Raw genomic sequence first — 16,279 nt, 5'->3', positions numbered from 1 at the left:
ACTTGGCTCTTCTTGGTCGTTGAACCAACTACCGGAGACCTCGTCGGTTATCGATCACCGCCACGCCGCAAGTTTCAAAGATCCTTTTGAAACGCGGCCTAGGCGCGAAAGGGACCACGGCTGGTGGGTCCAGCCATGGGCCCACCAGCCGTGGCCCTTTCACCACGCGAAGGTCTCACGGCTGAGACCATCCGGACCTGGAAGACCGCACAAACCGCCCTGTGGCACCATCCTGTTCGGGTAGTCTCATCAGTGAGACTATCGGAGCGGACATGGAACCTTTCATCGGCAGGACACGGGAACTGGCTGTGCTGAAGCGCGCCCTGGAGAAGACGGGCGCCAGCCGCTTCCAACGCCCCGGACGTGCGCTGCTCATCCGGGGGCGTCGGCGCGTGGGGAAATCGAGACTCGCGGAGGAGTTCATCAGGCGAGCCCGGCTCCCCCACGTCTACTACACGGCGACAGGCCAGACACTGGGCGAGGAGCTCCGCACTTTCAGCGAAGAAGTGCGCACGTCCGACCTGCCTGACGCGGCCACCTTCGGCACACAGCCGCAGCCAAGATCGTGGCTCGACGCGCTCACCCTCCTGGCGCGCACCCTGCCCGAGGACTCGCCCAGCATCGTGGTGATCGACGAGCTGCCTTATCTGATCAAGATAGATCCATCCTTCGAGAGCGTCCTTCAGAAGGTCTTCGACAAGGAGTTCTCGAAGCGGCCCGTGCTGTTGCTGCTCATTGGCTCGGATCTGTCCATGATGGAGGCGATCAATACCTACGACCGGCCCTTCTACCAGCGTGCCGTAGATTTCGTGGTCAATCCCCTCACGCCTCATGACCTCGGTCAGGCACTGAGCCTGCCGGCGGTGGAAGCGTTCGACGCCCACCTGGTCTCCGGCGGGCTGCCGATGATCTGCGAGGAGTGGCCCGTAGGCGGCTCGCTCTGGGACTACCTGGAGCAGGCGGTCGCAAACCCGCTGTCGGCCCTGATCGTCAGCGGGGAGCGAGGGCTGGCCGCGGAATTTCCCCCCGAGGCCCTGGCCCGCCAGGTCCTCACCGCGGTCGGATCGGGTCAGCGCACGCATGCCAATATCGCCGCCGCCACGCGGGACATCTCACGTGCGACGATGAACCGCGCGCTCCAGCTTCTGGTGGAGAAGCGGATGATCGCAGTAGAAAGACCGCTGTCGACCCGGCCGTCTCGGGAGACGCGCTACCACGTCATCGACACGCACCTCCGCTTCTGGATCCCGTTCATCGGCGCCCGCCTGACCGATGTCGAGCGTGGGCGTGGAGACCGGATCCTGGAACGCATCCGCAAATCGTGGACGTCGTGGCGGGGGATGGCCGTGGAGCCGCTCATCCGCGAGTCGCTGCGGCGGATGGACGGGATGCCCGAGGGCACCGGCGCCGTGGGCGGCTACTGGACCAGGACCAACGATCCTGAGATCGACCTCGTTGGCACCGACCGGGAGCCGGTGGCCAAGAAGATCACGATGGTCGGGTCGATCAAGTGGCTGGAGAACCGGCCGTTCGACCACCATGACCTGAGCGAGCTGATCGTCCACCGGTCCAAGATGCCCGGGGCCGACACCTCCACGCCGCTCTACGCGGTCTCGCGCAGCGGGTGCGACGTGGAGGGGGTCAGGCACGTGACGCCCGAGGAGTTGCTGGACGCCTGGCGCTAGGCGACGCGGACTCCTGGTCGATGACGCCGACGAGCTGGTCCGGGTGGCCGTGGCGGGTCACGGTCGTCGGGCATTGTCGTCCTCCTTCACTCACCTGTACGACGCGGATGCCCAGAACTCGTCGGCAGGCCGAAGAACGGGAACAACCGGGTGTCCAGGTAGGTCGTCGTCCCGGTGACGAAACCCCGCTCGACCTCGAGCACCACCAGGGCGAACGGCTCCTCTCGTACGTACTGGCCGAAGGCGGGCGAGCCGTTGGCCCGGACCGGGACCAGCCGGGAGCCACCGCAGGGCGCGTCGGCGCCGAGCATGGCCTTGCGGATCTCCTCGCGCCCACGCAGCCACCACGCGAACGGCGGCATCGACATCGTCGCGTCCTCGTGCAGCAACGAGACGAGCGCGTCGACGTCGTAGCGTTCGAACGCGTCCACGTAGCGGGCCAGCAACCGCTCGTCCACCTCCTGCCGCGGCTCCGGAGAGGCGGGCAGAGCGGCCCTGGCCCGCTGCAACGCGCTGTTGACCGCGGCGACGCTGCCGCCGAGCAGTCCGGCCACCTCGGCCGCGCTCCAGCGCAACACGTCGCGCAGGATCAGGACGGCCCGCTGACGAGGCGGCAGGCACTGCAGCGCGGCGACGAACGCCAGCCGTACCGTCTCCTTCGCGACGGCGAGCTCGGCGGGGTCGGCGGGCAGCACCCGGCCGTCGGGCACCGGCTGGACCCACCTGTGGTCCGGCAGCGGCGCGCCGAGGTCGGCGCCGGGCGACGAGGCGGGGCCGAGGTCCATCGCCCGCGCCCGGCGCTGGGCGCCGCGCAGCATGTCGAGGCAGACGTTCGTGGCGATGCGGAACAGCCACGGACGCAGCGGCGCACGGGCGGGGTCGTAGCCGCCGCGCCAGGCCTTGACCAGCGTCTCCTGCACGGCGTCCTCGGCCTCGAACCCGGAGCCGAGCATGCGGTAGCAGTAGCCGGTCAGCTCGGTCCGGTGCGCCTCCAGCTCGGTGGCGTCCACTAGGCCGGGACCACCTCGATCTGGAGCTCGGTCACCCACTCGTCGAGGTCGTCCGGGCAGTGCAGGGAGATCTCCCTGGCCAGGGCGACCGACCGGTAGCCGTTCTCCTCGATCCAGTGGGCCAGCGTCTGGAACGTCGTCCCGACCCCGTCCATGGAGCCGTGGTGGATGATCGTGGCCGCGGTCTCGACGCCGGGCAGGACGACCACCTCGAAGTCCTCGTCGTCGTGCGGGCCGGCGGAGACGGGGAACGCGGTGTGCACGCGCACGGTGCCGTCGTCCTCCGGGACGTAGTAGGCGATGCCGGGTCCTGTGATCGGCACGCCGGCGGACTCCAGCCGCGCGCAGATCTCGGCGAAGAGCGGCTTGATGACCGGGCCGATGTCCTCGGGCTGGTAACTCGCCGCGGTGGCGCTGAGCTGGGCGACCGTGATCGGGTCAAGCTTCTTGACCATGACTTCCTCGGGGTGCATGTATCCCTCTGTCTCGATGGTGCGGAGTCTCGCCTCGACCACGCGCAACCTGGCCAGGTCGGCGCTGATCTGCGCTTCCAGCTGGGCGCGGCGCAGCCGTACCATCCCGTGGAGCTCTGCCGCGGTCACCTTGTCGTCGAGGATCGCCCTGACCTGCTCCAGCGTGAAGCCGAGGTTCTTGATCGCGACGATGCGGTTGAGCCGGGACAGCTGCGTGGCCTGGTAGGAGCGGTACCCCGTGGCGGGGTCCACGTGCGCGGGTCGCAACAGCCCGATCGCGTCGTAGTGGCGCAGCATGCGCACCGACACGAGCCCGAGCCTGGCGAAATCTCCGATGCTGAACATGACCTCTCCAGGTGTACGGGCTCACACGGTGTCAGGGTCAACACTAGGCAGGTTCCCTTTGATGGGTTATGTTCCATTTTGTGATGACCGAACGTTCGGTAGGTACGACCCTGGAGGGTTACCTCACCGACCGCGACGCCGACGCGCGCGTGCGGATCAGGACGGCCGCCGTGCTGCTGTTCGCGCGGCAGGGCTATGCCGCGACGACCATCAGGGACCTCGCGCGGGCCATCAACATGACCAACGCCGGGATCTACCACCACGTGTCGAGCAAGGAGGCCCTCCTCGCCGACCTGATGCGGGCCGGGCACCGCGGGCTGATCGACTCGACCGACCGGATGCTGGACGGCGCCCGGCGGCCGGTGGACCGGCTCGCCCTGCTGATCAGCTCACTGACCGCCATCCACGCGCTGAATCCGATGCTCACCCGGGTGATGGACGGCGAACTCCGCTCCCTCACCCCCGGATCGACCGCCCAGGACGAGATCATCGCGCTGCGCGACGCCTACGAGGACCACTGGCGACGCGCCCTCGACGACGGGGTCTCGGCGGGCGCCTTCCGCGTCACCGACCGGAGGCTGACCCGCCTCGCCCTGATGTCCATGTGCACCGGCACCAGCGAGTGGTATCGCCCCGACGGCGACTCCACGCTGGAGCAGGTGTGCGCCGAATTCGTGGCGATCGGCCTGGCCGCGGTCCGCGCGCCCGCCCAGGCGGTCGCGACGTGCGACTTCTCCCTGCTGCCGGCCTTTCCGTGGGAGCCGCCGAATGTCTGACACGATCCCCGACTTACTCAGATACGCCGCCAGAACGTACGGGCAGCGCGAGTTCCTCCGCTTCCCGAACACGTCGCTGAGCTTCGCCGAGACCGACGAGCGGAGCGACCGGCTGGCCGGGGCGCTGGCCGCCAAGGGCGTGCGGCCGGGCGACCGGGTGGCCGTCATGATGGAGAACGTCCACGAATGGCCGCTGAGCTGGCTGGCCATCCTCAAGGCCGGAGCGGTCACGGTGCCGGTGAATGCCCGCTATCGCGCGGCCGACCTGGAGCACGTGCTGCGCGACTCGGGGGCCGTGGCCACCCTGACCACCTCCGAGCACGTCGCCCACATCCCGGGCACGGTCCACGACGTGCGGGACCTCGCCGCCGGCCGGTGGAGTCCGCCCGAAATTTCCACCGAACCGAACGATGTAGCGAATTTTCAGTACACGTCGGGGACCACGGGATTCCCCAAAGCGTGCATGCTCACCCACGACTACTGGCTCAGAACCGCCCGGATCGTCGCCGACCAGATCAGACTCCGCGACGACGACGTCATGCTGATCGCCCAGGCCTACTCCTACATGGACCCGCAGTGGACCATGCTCCTCTGCCTGCTCGGCGGCATCCCCCAGGTAGTGCTCCCCCGCTTCTCCGCCTCGGGCTTCTGGCCGTCGGTCCGCGAGCACGGCGCGACCCTGACCTACGTGCTGGGGACGATGCCGATGCTGATGTTCAAGCAGCCGCCGCACCCCCTGGACCGCGACAACCGGATGCGGCTCGTGCTCTGCTCCGGTATCGCCCTCGACCTGCACGCCACCTTCGAGGAACGCTGGGGCGCGCCCTGGCGCGAGCTCTACGGCTCCACCGAGTCCGGCGCCGACCTGCTGGTCGCCCCGGAGGCCGCCGAAACGGTCGACACCGGCGCCATGGGCCTGCCACCCGCCGGCAAGGAGGTCATGATCGCCCGGCCGGGCAGCGTCCCGCCCGAAGAGGTCCCCCACGGGCGGCAGGGCGAGATCGTGGTGCGGGGCACACCGATGATGAAGGGCTACTGGAACCATCCCGAGGCCACCGCCCAGGCCTTCCAGGGCGGCTGGTACCACACCGGTGACCTGGGCTTCCGCGACGACGACGGCTACATCCACCACTCGGGGCGGATCAAGGACATGGTCCGCAGGGGCGGCGAGAACATCTCCTGCGCCGAGGTGGAGCGGGTGCTCGGCCAGCATCCGGCGGTGCTGTCCGCCGCCCTGGTGCCCATCCCCGACGAACTCTTCGGCGAGTTGCCGAAGGCCTTCATCCAGCTTCGCCCCGGTCACGCCGCCGACCGTGACACGGCCCTGAGCGTGATCCGCCTGGCCAGGGAACGCCTGGCCAGATTCAAGATCCCGGCGTACGTCGAGTTCGTCGACGAGTTCTCGCTGACGCCGTCGGCCCGCATCGAGAAGCGCCACCTGCTGCATCCCGTACGCGACCAGCGCGCCGGAGCCATCGCCGTGGAACAGGAGACCCAATGATCGACGTGACCGTACGCGACGAGGTGGCCGTGATCACCCTGCGGCGGCCGGACAAGCTCAACGCTCTCACCGCCGACATGCGCAGGCGGCTCGCCGCCGCCGTCCGCGGCCACGGGGACGGCACGGCGGCCAGGGGCATCGTCGTCACCGGCACCGGGCGGGCGTTCTCGGCCGGCGAGGACATCCACGAGGCCGCCGGACAGTCGCTGCTCGACGAGGTCGAGCTCTTCCACGACCTGACCAGGGCGGTGCTCGAAACCCAGGTGCCGGTCGTCGGGGCGGTCAACGGCCTGGCCGTGGGCGGCGCGGCCGAGTGGACGCTCTGCTTCGACTCCCGCATCGGGACACCGTCGGCCGAGTACTTCCTGCCGGAGAACCACATCGGGCTGTCGGTCTCCAACGCCTCCAGCCAACTGCTGCGCAGGCTGGTGGGCGGCCGGGCACTGCGGCTCGTGCTCGACTCGGCCCGGCTGAGCGCGGCCGAGGCGCTGTCGGCCGGGCTCCTGGACGAGATCGTCGAGCCGGACACGCTCGTGGCGACCGCGATCGGGCTCGTCCACCGGTGGACGCTGCCCGGCACGGCCACCGCCGTCCATCTGAAACTGCTCCGGCCGTCACTGGAGGAGGTCGAACGGGCCTTCGCGGCCGAGACGGAGGCGGCCAGGCAGGTGGAGGAGGCCGGGATCGCCCAGGCGGGCATGGATCGCTTCATCAACCGGCGGACGGCCTGACGGCGGTCACCGCCGCGAGGTCAGGGCACGTCAGGGCACGACGAGCGCGGCGATCACCAGCGCGAGCGCCACGGCGAGGACCACGAACGAGTCGATCGCCCATTTCTCCCGGACCGGCGCGGCCTGCTCTCCGCGCCGGTCGGCCGCCTCGGCGCGCTCGGTGATCTGCTCGCCCAGCCAGTCGGCGTGCGTCTTGCCGGCGAACGCCTCGGCCGCGGCCTGCTCGCCCTTGGACAGGGTGGGCTCGGTCGGGAACCTGCCTCGCTGGGGCCTCGCCCCGACCCGGCGCCGCGCCTTGGCCCGCTCTCTGGCCGAACTGGTCGGGGTCCACAGGCGCAGGGTCCGGTCGCCGGCCAGGTGCACGTTGATCGAGTGCGACACGGTCGCGTCCGTCACCGAGGCCCACGGCGCGTACGTGGTGCGCAGCGGGTTGCGGACGACCAGCTCGTCCTCGGCGAGCACGGTGGCGGGCCGCAGCGCGGTCGTGTAGACGATCGTGGTCAGCACCCCGAGCACGGCCAGCGCCACCATCGACGACTTGCCGGTGAAGCGGAGGATCAGGTCGACCGTGTTGAGCGCGACGAACGCCACCCACACCCAGCCGAGGACGAAGGCGAACCGGGACCGGTAAATCTGCTTCACGACTGCCACTTGATCTGCGCGAACCCCGGCTTGATCACCCCATTGATCAGCGCCAGCCGCTCGTCGAACGGGATGAACGCCGACTTCATCGCGTTGACCGTGAACCACTGCAGGTCGTCCCACCCGTAGCCGAACGCCTCGACCAGCTTGGCGAACTCCAGCGACAGGCCGGTCGAGCTCATCAGCCGGTTGTCGGTGTTGACCGTGACCCGGAAGTAGAGGCGGCGCAGCAGCCCGATGGGGTGGTCGGCGATCGAGGAGGCGGCCCCGGTCTGCAGGTTGGACGTCGGGCACATCTCCAGCGGGATGCGCTTGTCACGCACGTAGGCGGCCAGCCGGCCCAGCTTGGCGGAGCCGTCGTCGGCCACGGAGATGTCGTCGATGATGCGCACCCCGTGGCCCAGCCGGTCGGCCCCGCACCACTGGATGGCCTGCCAGATCGACGGCAGCCCGAACGCCTCGCCCGCGTGGATCGTGAAGTGCGCGTTCTCCCTCTGGAGGTACTCGAACGCGTCGAGGTGCCGGGTGGGAGGGTAGCCGGCCTCGGCCCCGGCGATGTCGAAGCCCACCACGCCGACGTCGCGGTAGCGCACGGCCAGCTCGGCGATCTCCATCGAGCGCGCCTTGTGCCGCATCGCGGTCAGCAGGGTGCCGACCCGGATGCCGCGCCCCTCGGAGCCCCTGGCGAAGCCCTCCAGCACGGCCTCGACCACCTCGTCGAGGCTGAGCCCGGTCGTGGTGTGCTGCTCGGGCGCGAACCGTACCTCGGCGTAGACGACGCCGTCGGCGGCCAGGTCCTCGGCGCACTCGGCGGCGACCCGCACGAGGCTCTCCCGCGTCTGCATCACGCCGACCGTGTGCTCGAACGTCTCCAGGTAGCGCTCCAGCGACCCGGAGTCGGACGCCTCCTCGAACCAGGTGCGGAGGTTGTCGGGGTCGGTGGTGGGCAGCGCGCCGTAGCCGGTCTCCCGTGCCAGGTCCACGATGGTGCCGGCCCGGAGGCCGCCGTCGAGGTGGTCGTGCAGCAGCACCTTCGGCGCCCGCCGAATCTGGTCAATCGTGGGGCTCATCTCGCCATGATACGAGCCCGCCGCCGCCCTGGGGCTACGCGCGGTTGGCGGTCTCGGGAGTGAAGGCCGGGAGGCAGACGGCGATGTACTCGGCGCCTTCCGGGCCCGCGCTGTAACGGACCTTCTCGCCCGGCTCGGTGACCAGGCTCTGGCCGGCCCCGACCTCGGTGGCGCCGCCGGCGTGTTCGACGATGACCGTGCCGCGCAGGACGACGGTGTATTCGGTGAACGACGGCGTCTGGGCGGGCTCCTCCCAGCCGGGCGGCGCGACCATGTGGGCGATGGAGACCGCCTCGTCGCCACTGTTGACGCGGCCGACGTGCTCGTCGATGACCTTGCCGCCTGGCACCGGAATCCGGGTGGGCCCCTCGATCTTTCTCACCCGGTCAGTGTGCCACGTCGATGACCAGGCGGTCGGGGCCGGTGTATTCGCGGATCCGGAACGGCCTGCGCTCGGTGGCGAGCAGCGCGATGCCGACCCGGCCCTCGAAGTCGCCGGTCTTGACCACGTCCTTGATGGTCGTCAGGGAGGCCGGCACCGGGCCGCCCGTCCAGGTGGGGACGCCCTGCCCGGTGTGGGCGTCGGCGGGGGTCAGCACGAGGTGGAGGCAGGCGCGGCCATGGAGGTCGACGGGGTCGCCCGAGCCCTCCTGTAGCACCTTGTTCACCCAGCGGGCGGTGTAGCCGGGGGTCCCGTCCCGGAAGTCGATCACGACGCGGTCGAACGTGTCGTGGTGGCCGTAGCGGACTCCCGTCAGCAGGGCGGGCTCGCGGCCGTCACGCGGGACCTCCACGGCCGCGGTGCTCGTGGGAGCGGGGACCTGTCCGGCCGTCTCCCTGGCCGTCTCCCCGGGCGTCCGCGGCGCGGGGGTGCCGGGTGCCGAGCTCGTCGTGCCGGTGTCCGGCGTACCGGTGACCTGCGCACCGGTGTCCTGCGCAGCGCCGTTCTGTACGCCGCAGGCGGCCTGTGTCAGGCAGCAGATCAGCACGGCGACGCGAAGCGGCCACGCCCTGCCCGGCCTGGAGACGGGTGTCGGAGTCATGCCTGGTTGATGCCCGGCGGGCGATCGGGTGAAGCGGCGACAGATCAACGTGTGCCGCGGGCTTCCACTCCGGGTGTGCGGCGGCCCGCGCATTCCGGCGATCACGGTCGAGCTCACCGGTGCCATGCGAGACCTGGAGTTTCATGCAATGGCATTTAATGTAATCACATTAGATGCCATTGCATGAACTTTTGGGAGGTGGTAATCTCCGGCCATGGACGAGGAGGTTGTGGTCGGGACCTGGCAGTACGTCCTGTCCACGCATGCGAAGGCGATGTGCGCGCTCGAACGCGCGCTCGGCGAGCGGCACGGGCTCGGCCCCAGTGAGTTCGAGGTGCTCGACCGCATCGTCCGTCACGACCGGCAGCTACGGCTGCAGGAGCTCTGCGACGGGGTGCACCTGAGTCAGAGCGCCCTGTCGCGCGTGGTGGCCCGGCTGGAGAAGGCCGGTCTCGTCGTCCGCCACGTCTGCGACTCCGACCGGCGCGGCGTCTTCGTCTCCATCACCGACGCCGGCCGCGTCCGCCACCACGAGGCCCTGCCGACGCAGCGCGCCGTGCTCGCCGAGGTGTTCGGCGACACCCCCGCACGCATCTAGCGACCGCGACGGTGTTCCGGCCCTGCCGTTCGGGCCGGCTCAGCAGTGCTTGCTCAGCGACATGCGCTTGACCAGGTCGAACAAGTCGGGGTCGAATCGCCCCTTGGCGATCCAGCGATAGGTCCGCCGATCGTGCAGGTTCTTGACGAACTTGGTGCTGGTGCTCCCGTACACGCGTATGTCGCCCAGCAGGGCGCCGGCGCCGTCCTTCAGGTGCGCCCACATCAGCCAGGCGTCCTCGTCGCCGAGGCTGGAGACCGTGGCGTCCAGACGCGCCGTCCCGTTGGAATACAGCGTCCAGGTCGCGCCGGGCTCGATCGTGCAGTAACCCGCCGACAGGGGGCCACGCCAGATGAACCTCTTCTGTTCGAGTGCGGACGCGCCGGCCGTCGCAGTGGCGGGAAGTGCCAGCGCCAGGGCGGCCACGAGCACGCTCGCGGCCTTGCGGATGCCTCTCACGAAATTCTCCTCGAAGACTTGGCCTGAGGTCGGGGAGGTGGGGGCTCCTGGTGTACGCGGAGCGCACCCACGAGGTGAGTGCCGCGATCAGCCGCACTCTTTGTAGTCTCACTCTAGAGTCGTACTCTAAACAGGTGATGACGTCAAGACCCCGAAGCCGCGCTCGGCACAGCCCAGAAGCCAGAGGACTCCCCCTCAGCTGTGCCTTGCTCTCAACCGTCTAGGCGGTGACGCGCTCGATGACGAGGGGCAGGAGCTCCTGGCCGGTCGGGCCGACCTCGTAGCCGCCCTCCAGCGCGGCCAGCGCACGCTCGAACCTGACCGTCTCGTCGGCGTGCAGCGTCATCAGCGGCTGCCCCTCACGCACCAGGTCACCCGGCTTGGCGTGCAGCGTGATGCCCGCGCCGAACGAGACCGGGTCCTCCTTGCGGGCGCGGCCCGCCCCCAGCCGCCAGGCCGCCAGGCCGACGGCGTAGGCGTCGAGCCGGCCGAGCACGCCGGACAACGGCGCCTCGACCGTCATGGTCTCGGCGGCCCGGGGCAGGACCGCGTCGGGGTCGCCGCCCTGGGCGCCGATCATGCGGCGCCAGCTGTCCATGGCCGAGCCGTCCCTGAGGGCGTCGGCGGGGTCCTTGCCGGAGATCCCGGCCGCCTCCAGCATCTCGCGCGCCAGCCGTACGGTCAGGTCGACCACGTCGGACGGGCCGCCGCCGGCCAGGACCTCGACCGACTCCTCGACCTCCAGGGCGTTGCCCACGGCCCGGCCGAGCGGCCGGTCCATCGCGGTGAGCAGCGCGACCGTGCGCACGCCCGCGTCGGTGCCGAGCGCGACCATGGTCTCGGCCAGCTCGCGGGCCCGCTCCACGGTCTTCATGAAGGCCCCGGAGCCGACCTTGACGTCGAGCACCAGCGAGCCGGTGCCCTCAGCGATCTTCTTCGACATGATGGACGAGGCGATCAGCGGGATCGACTCGACCGTGCCGGTCACGTCGCGCAGCGCGTACAGCTTCTTGTCGGCGGGCGCGAGGCCCGAGCCGGCCGCGCAGACGACCGCGCCGGCCGAGCGGAGCACCGCCAGCATCTCGTCGTTGGACAGCGACGCCCGCCAGCCGGGGATCGACTCCAGCTTGTCGAGCGTGCCGCCGGTGTGGCCGAGGCCGCGACCCGACAACTGCGGCACGTACGCGCCGCAGGCGGCCACCAGCGGTGCGAGCGGCAGCGTGATCTTGTCACCGACACCGCCCGTGGAGTGCTTGTCGGCCGTGGGCCGGTCGAGCGCGGACCAGTCCATGCGCTCGCCCGAGCGGATCATCGCCTGGGTCCAGCCGGCGATCTCGCGCCGGTTCATGCCGTTGAGCAGGATCGCCATGGCTAGGGCGGACATCTGCTCGTCGGCGACCTCGCCGCGCGTGTAGGCGTCGATCACCCAGTCGATCTGGGCGGCCGTCAGCTCGTGACCGTCGCGCTTGGCGACGATGACCTCGATGACGTCCATCAGGTGGTCTTGGACAGGTCGTCGGGGCCGAACGCGTAGGGCAGGATCTCGGTCATCCGCCTGGGCCCGTCGACGGTCTCGACCAGCAGGTCGTCACCGCCGAACTCGAAGAGCAGCTGGCGGCAGCGCCCGCACGGCATCAGCAGCTCGCCATGGCCGTCGACGCAGGTGAAGGCCACCAGCCGGCCGCCGCCGGACGCCTGGAGCGCGGAGACGAGGCCGCACTCGGCGCACAGGCCCAGCCCGTAGGAGGCGTTCTCGACGTTGCAGCCGGTGACGATCCGGCCGTCGTCCACCAGGGCGGCGGCGCCGACGGGGAACTTGGAGTAGGGGGCGTAGGCGTGGTGCATGGCCTCGGCGGCCTGCGCCCGCAGGGCGTCCCAGTCGATGCTCATCAGTGTTGTTCCCCCCTGCGATAGCGCACGCCGTCGGCCTTGGGCATCCGCAGTCGCTGCGAAGCCACCAGCAGGACGAGCAGCGTGAGCACGTGCGGCGTGACGTTGACGAATTCGTCCGGCAGCTTGTCGACGGTCAGCCAGAGCCAGATCAGCACGATCGAGCCACCGGCGGCCGCGGCCATGAGAGTGTATTCTCTCGCGCCCCTGGTCACGGCCTCGGCGGGCTGGCCGGACGACAGCATCGCGCGCAGCTTGATGCCGATGTAGATGAGCAGCAGCACCGCCCCGAGCAGCAGGAACGACGTGACGGCGCCAGTGCTGCGCAGCCGCAGACCGTCGGCGTAACCGAACAGCGCCGCGCCCGCCGCCAGCCCACCGGGGCGCCAGTTGCCGAAGATCATGGCCGCCAGGCCGATGAACCCGCGTCCCGCCGTCTGCCCCTCGACGTACTTCGTGGTGACGAAGACCAGGAACACGCCGCCCAGCCCGGCGAAGGCGCCGGAGATGACGACCGCGACGTACTTGATCAGGGGAACGTTCACGCCCAGCGACTCGGCCGCCCACGGGTTCTCACCGGCCGAGCGGAGCCGTAGCCCGAAGGCCGTGTGCCAGAGCACGAAGAACGTCAGCGGCAGCAGCAGCACGGCCAGGATGACCAGCATGTTCACGTCGTGGGTGAGGCCGCGCAGGATGCCCGCGAGGTCGGAGAGCAGGAACCAGTGGGTTTGCTCCAGGCTGCCGAGCCAGTCCGGCCCCGAGGACAACAGCGGCAGGCTGACCTCCGGCGCCTCCGATTTCAGCGCGGGCGAGGTGGTGATGCCGGCGCCCGCCTCGCCGGCGGCGGAGCCCTCCTTGTAGAACACCTCCGACAGGAAACGGGTGACGCCGGGGCCGAGCAGGTTGATCGCGACGCCGCTGATGATGTGGTCGACGCCGAACGTCACGGTCGCGACGGCGTGGATCAGCCCGCCCAGCGCGCCCGCGATCAGCCCGGCCAGCAGCGCGGCCATGGCTCCCCACTGGTAGCCGGCCCATCCGGCGAACCAGGTGCCGAGCACCATCATGCCTTCGAGGCCGATGTTGACCACGCCGGCCCGTTCGGCCCACAGGCCGCCGAGACCGGCCAGGCCGATCGGCACCGCCAGCATCAGCGCGGCGGCGAACGTGCCGGAGGAGGTGATGTCGTTCTGCCCGGACACGATTCGCACCAGCGACATCAGCAGGATCAGCAGGGCGACGCCGATGAGCGCCAGGTGGTACTTGCGCACCTTGGTCGATGCGACGGTCGTCATGCTGCCACCTCAACGGGAGTGTTCCTGCCGAGCTGCTGCGCGGCCCGCCGTTCCTCGTGCCGCACCGCGATCCTGCTGGTGATCTCGTTGGCGATGACCACCAGGAGAACGATCGCGCCTTGCATGATCATGATGACCGAGGGGGGCACGCTGGCGAACTGCAGCGGCCCCTGCGCGCGGTCGAGGAAGCCGAAGAGCAGGGCGGCGACCGCGATGCCGGCGGGCTTGTTGCGGCCCAGCAGCGCGACCGCGATGCCCAGGAAGCCCAGGCCGGGAGTGAAGTTGGAGCCGAAGGTGTGCTTGTCGCCGAGGATCTCGGGCAGCCCGATCAGTCCCGCGACCGCGCCGGACAGCACCATCGCCGAGATGACCATCTTCTTCGGGTTGACGCCCGAGGCCAGCGCGGCCGACGGGTTGAGGCCGCTGGCCTTGACGTCGAAGCCGAACCTGGTGCGCTCCAGCAGCACCCAGATGCCCATGCCCAGCAGGATCGCCACCGCCAGGAACCCCCACAGCCCGCCGCCACGGGGCGCGGGCAGCCCGAACAGCTCGAACAGCACGTTGAGGTTGGGGAACCAGGCCGACTCGGGCAGCAGCGGCGTGTTGGTGGTGAGCTGGCCCTCGGTCCGCTGGCCGGTGAAGGGACCACGGACGAGGAAAGCGGCCAGCTGGATCGCGATGAAGTTGAGCATGATCGTGGAGATGACCTCGTTCACCCCCCGCGTCACCTTCATCACGGCCGGGATGAGCGCGTACAGGCCGCCCACTGCCGCGGCCACCACGATGATCACCAGGATCTGGATCGGGGCGGGCGCCACGAACAGCGAGCCGACGTAGGCGGCGCAGACGGCCGCGATCTTGTACTGTCCCTCGACGCCGATGTTGAAGAGGTTCATCCGGAACCCGATGGCCACCGCCAGGCCGGCGATGAACAGCGGCACCGACCGATTGAGCATGGTCGCGATGCCGTTGACCACCGAGCGCTCGGTCTCGCCGAAGTCGAAGAACGCGGCGAACGCCTGCGTCGGGCTGGCGCCCGCCGCCAGGATCGCCACGCTGGAGATGGCGATGGCCACCACGATGGCGGCGACGGCGCCTGCGACGGTCAGCAGCGCCCGGAAGAGCCCTGCGGGCATCACGTCTCCTCAGTGCCGGTGATGGCACCGGTCATGTAGCCGCCAAGCCGCTCGGGCGTGACATCGGAAGGGTCGAGCCGGGCGACGAGCCGCCCCTTGTAGATCACGTGCAGGGTGTCGGACAGGCCGATCAGCTCGTCGAGGTCCGCCGAGATCAGCAGCACGGCCAGGCCGGCGGCCCGGGCGTTGCGCAGGTGGTCCCAGATGGCGGCCTGCGCGCCCACGTCGACGCCCCGGGTGGGGTGGGCGGCGATGAGGAACGTCGGCTCGCTGCTCATCTCGCGGCCGACGATCAGCTTCTGCTGGTTGCCGCCCGACAGGGCCAGGGCCAGGGTGTCGACACTCGGTGTGCGCACGTCGTAGTCCTTGACGATGCGCTCGGTGTCGGCCTTGGAGGCGCGCCGGTTGATCCAGATGCCGCTGCGCGCGGGTGGCCTGGTCTGGTGGCCGAGCACGCGGTTCTCCCAGAGCGACGCCTCCAGCAGCAGCCCCTGGCGGTGACGGTCCTCGGGGATGTAGCCGATGCCCGACTCGCGGCGCTTCAGCGTCGACCAGGACGTGATGTCCTCGCCGCCGAGCGCGATGTCGCCGTGGGCGGGGCGCATGCCCATGATCGCCTCGATCAGCTCGGACTGGCCGTTGCCCTCGACCCCGGCGATGCCGAGGATCTCGCCCCGGTGGATCTCGAACGACACGTCGTCCAGCAGCAGCCGCCTGCCCTCGGCGCGGAGCCGGTCGGCGTAGGCGGAGACCGAGGCGCCCTTCGGGATCGGCCGGTGGCCGTCGGCTTCGATGGTCAGGCCGGACACCTTGAGCATCACGGTGTCGGTCACCGTCGACTCGCGGGTCTCCGGGGTGGGCAGCTCGCTGCCGACCATGAGCTCGGCCAGTTGCCGGGCGGTGACCTCGCGCGGATCGACGCTGGTGACCGTGGTGCCGCGCCGGATCACGGTGATCGCGTCGGCGATGCTCAGCACCTCGTCGAGCTTGTGCGAGATGAAGATGACGGTGAGGCCACCGGCCTTGAGCTCCCGGAGGGTCTCGAAGAGCTCGTCGACCTCCTGCGGCACGAGCACCGCGGTCGGCTCGTCGAGGATCAGGATGCGGGCGCCGCGGTAGAGGACCTTGAGGATCTCCACCCGCTGCCGGTCGCCGACGCCGAGGTCCTCGACCAGTCGGTCGGGGCCGACCTGCAGGCCGTGGCCGGCGGCCAGCTCCTTGACACGCTCGCGGGCCCGGCCCGAGTCGAGCACGAGGCCCTTCGACGGCTCGGCGCCGAGGACGATGTTCTCCAGCACGGTGAAGTTGTCGGCCAGCATGAAGTGCTGGTGAACCATGCCGATCCCGGCCGCGATGGCGTCACTCGGCGTACGGAAGGCGACTTCCTGGCCGTTGACCTTGATGGTGCCCTCGTCCGGCTGCTGCATGCCGTAGAGGATCTTCATCAGGGTGGACTTGCCCGCGCCGTTCTCGCCGACGATCGCGTGCACCGTGCCGGGTTCGACGGTGAGGCAGACGTCGTGGTTGGCGACGACGCCGGGGAAGCGTTTGGTGATGCCCGCCAGCTCCACGGCGGGTCGCGCCGCGGCGAGGGGGTCCGAGCTCATGGGGTCTCTCCTAGACCG

Annotated in this window: 17 protein-coding genes; 5 read left to right on the top strand and 12 right to left on the bottom strand. The window is 69.9% G+C overall.

Annotated features, from left to right (window positions below; genetic code table 11):
- Positions 1–272: 272 nt before the first annotated feature.
- The gene (locus IEY82_RS36725) at positions 273–1,685 is read left to right on the top strand and encodes an ATP-binding protein (RefSeq protein WP_189128903.1); all 1,413 of its coding nucleotides are present in this window, start codon (positions 273–275) and stop codon (positions 1,683–1,685) included.
- An 86-nt stretch (positions 1,686–1,771) separates the two neighbouring features.
- On the opposite strand, the gene IEY82_RS36720 is transcribed toward IEY82_RS36725, so the two are convergent.
- A complete protein-coding gene (locus tag IEY82_RS36720) occupies positions 1,772–2,695 on the bottom strand; it encodes a sigma-70 family RNA polymerase sigma factor (protein WP_225264058.1) in 924 nt (307 codons plus the stop codon).
- The gene (locus IEY82_RS36715; protein ID WP_189128901.1) at positions 2,695–3,513 is read right to left on the bottom strand and encodes a MerR family transcriptional regulator; all 819 of its coding nucleotides are present in this window, start codon (positions 3,511–3,513) and stop codon (positions 2,695–2,697) included. Before IEY82_RS36715 ends, IEY82_RS36720 begins: the two co-directional genes overlap by 1 nt.
- 83 nt (positions 3,514–3,596) lie before the next feature.
- Between IEY82_RS36715 and IEY82_RS36710 the strand changes: the two genes are divergently transcribed.
- From IEY82_RS36710 to IEY82_RS36700, 3 genes are read left to right on the top strand one after another with little or no spacing between them, the layout of a single operon-like run.
- On the top strand, positions 3,597–4,289 hold the full coding sequence (locus IEY82_RS36710) for a TetR/AcrR family transcriptional regulator (RefSeq protein WP_189128900.1): 693 nt from the start codon (positions 3,597–3,599) through the stop codon (positions 4,287–4,289).
- Positions 4,282–5,790: a class I adenylate-forming enzyme family protein gene (locus IEY82_RS36705; protein WP_189128899.1), complete on the top strand. Its 1,509-nt coding sequence runs from the start codon at positions 4,282–4,284 to the stop codon at positions 5,788–5,790. The genes IEY82_RS36710 and IEY82_RS36705 overlap by 8 nt, the downstream gene beginning before the upstream one ends.
- Positions 5,787–6,521, top strand: a complete 735-nt coding sequence (locus tag IEY82_RS36700; RefSeq protein ID WP_189128898.1) for an enoyl-CoA hydratase/isomerase family protein — start codon at positions 5,787–5,789, stop codon at positions 6,519–6,521. Before IEY82_RS36705 ends, IEY82_RS36700 begins: the two co-directional genes overlap by 4 nt.
- A 30-nt stretch (positions 6,522–6,551) precedes the next feature.
- On the opposite strand, the gene IEY82_RS36695 is transcribed toward IEY82_RS36700, so the two are convergent.
- The 4 genes from IEY82_RS36695 to IEY82_RS36680 are packed head-to-tail and all read right to left on the bottom strand — an operon-like array spanning position 6,552 to position 9,276.
- Positions 6,552–7,163, bottom strand: coding sequence for a PH domain-containing protein (locus tag IEY82_RS36695; protein ID WP_189128897.1), 612 nt, complete (start codon positions 7,161–7,163; stop codon positions 6,552–6,554).
- Entirely contained in the window at positions 7,160–8,233 is a 1,074-nt protein-coding gene (locus IEY82_RS36690) for an adenosine deaminase (RefSeq protein ID WP_189128896.1), read from the bottom strand. The genes IEY82_RS36695 and IEY82_RS36690 overlap by 4 nt, the downstream gene beginning before the upstream one ends.
- Positions 8,234–8,267: 34 nt before the next feature.
- Positions 8,268–8,615: a cupin domain-containing protein gene (locus tag IEY82_RS36685; protein ID WP_189128895.1), complete on the bottom strand. Its 348-nt coding sequence runs from the start codon at positions 8,613–8,615 to the stop codon at positions 8,268–8,270.
- Positions 8,616–8,619: 4 nt separating this feature from the next.
- On the bottom strand, positions 8,620–9,276 hold the full coding sequence (locus IEY82_RS36680) for an AMIN-like domain-containing (lipo)protein (protein ID WP_189128894.1): 657 nt from the start codon (positions 9,274–9,276) through the stop codon (positions 8,620–8,622).
- A gap of 214 nt (positions 9,277–9,490) precedes the next feature.
- Between IEY82_RS36680 and IEY82_RS36675 the strand changes: the two genes are divergently transcribed.
- The gene (locus IEY82_RS36675; protein ID WP_189128893.1) at positions 9,491–9,874 is read left to right on the top strand and encodes a MarR family winged helix-turn-helix transcriptional regulator; all 384 of its coding nucleotides are present in this window, start codon (positions 9,491–9,493) and stop codon (positions 9,872–9,874) included.
- Positions 9,875–9,913: 39 nt separating this feature from the next.
- On the opposite strand, the gene IEY82_RS36670 is transcribed toward IEY82_RS36675, so the two are convergent.
- The 6 genes from IEY82_RS36670 to IEY82_RS36645 form a co-directional block, all read right to left on the bottom strand.
- Entirely contained in the window at positions 9,914–10,333 is a 420-nt protein-coding gene (locus IEY82_RS36670; RefSeq protein ID WP_189128892.1) for a DUF6294 family protein, read from the bottom strand.
- A gap of 220 nt (positions 10,334–10,553) precedes the next feature.
- The gene (locus IEY82_RS36665; protein WP_189128891.1) at positions 10,554–11,828 is read right to left on the bottom strand and encodes a thymidine phosphorylase; all 1,275 of its coding nucleotides are present in this window, start codon (positions 11,826–11,828) and stop codon (positions 10,554–10,556) included.
- Positions 11,828–12,223: a cytidine deaminase gene (locus IEY82_RS36660; RefSeq protein WP_189128890.1), complete on the bottom strand. Its 396-nt coding sequence runs from the start codon at positions 12,221–12,223 to the stop codon at positions 11,828–11,830. The genes IEY82_RS36665 and IEY82_RS36660 overlap by 1 nt, the downstream gene beginning before the upstream one ends.
- Positions 12,223–13,518 carry an ABC transporter permease gene (locus IEY82_RS36655; protein WP_189128889.1) on the bottom strand — a complete coding sequence of 432 codons (1,296 nt, stop codon included), beginning with the start codon at positions 13,516–13,518 and terminating at the stop codon, positions 12,223–12,225. The genes IEY82_RS36660 and IEY82_RS36655 overlap by 1 nt, the downstream gene beginning before the upstream one ends.
- Positions 13,515–14,654: an ABC transporter permease gene (locus IEY82_RS36650; protein WP_189128888.1), complete on the bottom strand. Its 1,140-nt coding sequence runs from the start codon at positions 14,652–14,654 to the stop codon at positions 13,515–13,517. The genes IEY82_RS36655 and IEY82_RS36650 overlap by 4 nt, the downstream gene beginning before the upstream one ends.
- Positions 14,654–16,261 (bottom strand): ABC transporter ATP-binding protein, encoded by a 1,608-nt coding sequence (locus IEY82_RS36645; protein ID WP_189128887.1) that lies wholly within the window; start codon positions 16,259–16,261, stop codon positions 14,654–14,656. The genes IEY82_RS36650 and IEY82_RS36645 overlap by 1 nt, the downstream gene beginning before the upstream one ends.
- Between the last annotated feature and the right edge of the window lie 18 nt (positions 16,262–16,279).

It is taken from the genome of Nonomuraea cavernae, assembly GCF_014646355.1.
In the GTDB taxonomy this organism is placed as follows: Bacteria; Actinomycetota; Actinomycetes; order Streptosporangiales; family Streptosporangiaceae; genus Nonomuraea; species Nonomuraea cavernae.
The sequence above is the reverse complement of the archived record's forward strand: the minus strand, read 5'-3'. Positions and strand labels throughout refer to the sequence as shown.